Source organism: Dyella sp. (genome assembly GCF_035508675.1).
Lineage (GTDB): Bacteria > Pseudomonadota > Gammaproteobacteria > Xanthomonadales > Rhodanobacteraceae > Dyella_B.
Map to the genome: position 1 here is coordinate 1 of NZ_DATJMN010000200.1, position 2,665 is coordinate 2,665.

A 2,665-nucleotide genomic window follows, 5' to 3' on the forward strand; every position below is an offset into this window, starting at 1 on the left:
CTTCACGGCTGCCTTGCGGCCGCGTGAGTGATGCCATAACAGATCGCCATCGAAGGCGTCGGTAAGCGGTTCCGGTCCAAGCTCGGCCAGCAATGTGTGCGTGGTGCCTGGCGCTTGCCACAACAGGCAACCGAAGCGGCGCGGATCGGTAAAGCGCAGGATGCGCGGACGCTCACCCTGCAGCGGCTCCAGCGTGATATCGAAATGATCGTGCAGGCCGGGCGGTACGTCCGGCGGCAGCACGCGCAATACGCCGGTCATGCCCAGATGGATCAGCGCGCTGCCCGCATGCGTATGCAGCAGCAGGTATTTGGCGCGGCGCTCTACCTCATCAATGCGTTGGCCGGGCAATAGCGCGGTAATTTCGTGTGGAATCGGCCAGCGCAGGTCCGCGCGCCGCAGCGTCACGGCGGCGACGCGCCGGCCGATCAGGTGGGGCGCGATACCGCGCCGCGTGGTTTCGACTTCGGGTAGTTCGGGCATGTCACTGCATCTGCATCATCGAGGCACTTTGCGCAGAACGCGGCATGTAACGCAGCGAGACGATACCTACGCGCTCGCCGACCTGCACGTAGACGTTGTGGCCGATGGCGGTCATCGCGCCGAAGCGCAAGCTTTCGTCATCCAGTTCCAGCTTCGCTTGTGGCGGTGCCAGGCCGATTTTTGCAAGCTCATAGCTGCTGGCGGGTTGCCAGCTTTGCACGGGCGCAGAGGCAATGCGCAGCAGTTCGGCCAGTCGCATGTCGTCGGCACGCATCGGTGTTGGCTGGCCGGTACGCCACCAATGCTCGCCACGTTTGACGTAATGCTCGGCAGGCGCGTGGCCCATGTCGAGGGTTACGCGCGTGATCTTGTCAGGGGCGATCGCTAGCAACGTGCCGGGGGCGGCGGCACGGTCGCTGCGCACTTGCCACCACGCGGCGACGAGCAACGCAGCCACCGCGGCCAGCAGCCATAACTGGCGCTGCAGCGCACGTTTCATGCGCGCCGCCTGCGCCAGGCAATCCAGCCGCCCACCACCAGCAGCAGCAAGGGCATGACCAGCATGAAGCCGATGGTCAGCGCACTCAGTTCACCTTGCGATACGTTGAGTATGCGATCGGGCGCACCGCGTGGCGGCATGCTGATCAGCTGATCATCGCCCAACAGCCAGTTGAACACGCGCTCGCCCAGCGCGCGGTTGCCACCGTTGCCCAGGTAGCTGTTGGAAAGAAAATCGCCGTTGCCGATCACCACCACGCGCTGCTCGCTCTTGGCCGGACTGGGCGAGAGGCGGCTGAAAGCGAAACCGAAATCGAGCGGCCCTTTCAGCGGCGCCGCCGCGTTGCCACTCAGCGATTGGGTGGTGGCTTGCGGGCTGGAACGCAGGAAGGGTTCGATCTTCCAATCGCTCTGGCGTACTTCTGCCAGCGGCGCGACTTCCGGGAACAGCGTGGTGAGCGTGAAGCCGCGGGTGATCATGCTGGGCGGGTAATCGCCCAGGACGATCATGCGGGGATCTTTCAGCCCCACGGCCGGCGACGACGCATCGATCAGTTCGCCAGGCAGCACGCGTATGCCGAGCGTATCGGCGATGGGCTGCAGGCTGGCATCCAGGTTGCCCGGATCGACCAGCCACAGCAGGTTGCCGCCATTGGCAAGGTAATCGGTCAGCGCTTTGGTGGCACCCGGTGTCAACGGCGTCTGGGGGCCGGCAAGCACGACGAGGTCGGTTTGCGCGGGTACGCTGGTTACTTGCGAGAAATTCAGTGGCACCGCACGCATGCCGCTTTGTTCGAGCTGCGAGACGAACGTGCCGAGATCCGCATTGGCCACGCCATCGGCCCGACGCTCACCATGCCCGGTGACGAAGGCGACGATGCGATCGTTGCCGCGGACCAGGCGCACCAATGCGTCGGTTAGGCTGCGCTCGGTCAGCGTGTCGAGGCGTTGCTGGCGGTCACGGTAATGCAGGATCAGTTCCCCATCCACCGTGATGCCGAGATTGCGCATCGCGGCCGGATCCTGCTGCGGATCGACGAAGCTGAGGTGCAGATCGGGCTTGGCTTTCTGGTAACGCTGCAGCGCGGCGGCGATGGTCTGGCGCAGATCGCCTTGCGGGCTCGCATAACTGACGATGTCGACCGGACCATCGAATTTCGCCAAGACGGCACGCGTTTCCGGGGACATGCTGACGCGACTGTTGTAGGTCCAGTCGACGATATGGTCGTGACGCGCAGTGAGAAAGCCGATCGCGCCGGCGCCCAGCAACACCAGCAGTGCGAACACCCAGCCATGGAGGCGGCGAAGTACATGCTGGTTCATCAGCCGCGCTCCCGATCGGCGGCCAGGCGTTGCGTGCCCAGCGCCAACGCCACGGCCATCGCCAGCAGGAACCACACGATGTCCGCGCTCGATACCAGGCCGCGCAACAAGGTTTCCTGATGCGTGCTCATCGCCAGCCAGTTGAGAAAGCCGCTGTTGACGCCGGCTAGCTGTGCGCCGAGATTGATGCAGTTCAACGCCAGCCCAACCATCAACGCGGCCACGGCGGCAACTGCAGGATGCGACGCGAACGCGGAGCAGGCCACGCCGATCGCGCCCAATGCAGCCAGCGCGAGGAACGTCCCCAGGGTGGCCGCAGCAAGCTTGCCCCAGTCCAGCGTGGCGTTGTGCGCAAGGCTCA

At 64.8% G+C, this 2,665-nt stretch carries 3 protein-coding genes and 1 pseudogene; all 4 read right to left on the reverse strand.

What is annotated here, in order from left to right; genetic code table 11:
- Positions 1-483 (reverse strand): DNA-formamidopyrimidine glycosylase family protein (locus VMA74_RS10605; protein WP_325366729.1); only part of this gene is annotated, 483 nt, incomplete at its 3' end.
- 1 nt (position 484) lies between these two features.
- Positions 485-982: a hypothetical protein gene (locus VMA74_RS10610; protein ID WP_325366730.1), complete on the reverse strand. Its 498-nt coding sequence runs from the start codon at positions 980-982 to the stop codon at positions 485-487.
- Positions 979-2,304, reverse strand: coding sequence for a GldG family protein (locus VMA74_RS10615; protein WP_325366731.1), 1,326 nt, complete (start codon positions 2,302-2,304; stop codon positions 979-981). The genes VMA74_RS10610 and VMA74_RS10615 overlap by 4 nt, the downstream gene beginning before the upstream one ends.
- Positions 2,304-2,665: pseudogene (locus tag VMA74_RS10620) on the reverse strand (ABC transporter permease); the annotation flags it as partial. The pseudogene VMA74_RS10620 and the gene VMA74_RS10615, both read right to left, overlap by 1 nt.

What these genes read in the sequence shown, in the direction of transcription:
- VMA74_RS10610 (WP_325366730.1), bottom strand. Translation starts at nt 982, where the DNA reads ATGAAACGTGCGCTGCAGCGCCAGTTATGGCTGCTGGCCGCGGTGGCT.
- VMA74_RS10615 (WP_325366731.1), bottom strand. Translation starts at nt 2,304, where the DNA reads ATGAACCAGCATGTACTTCGCCGCCTCCATGGCTGGGTGTTCGCACTG.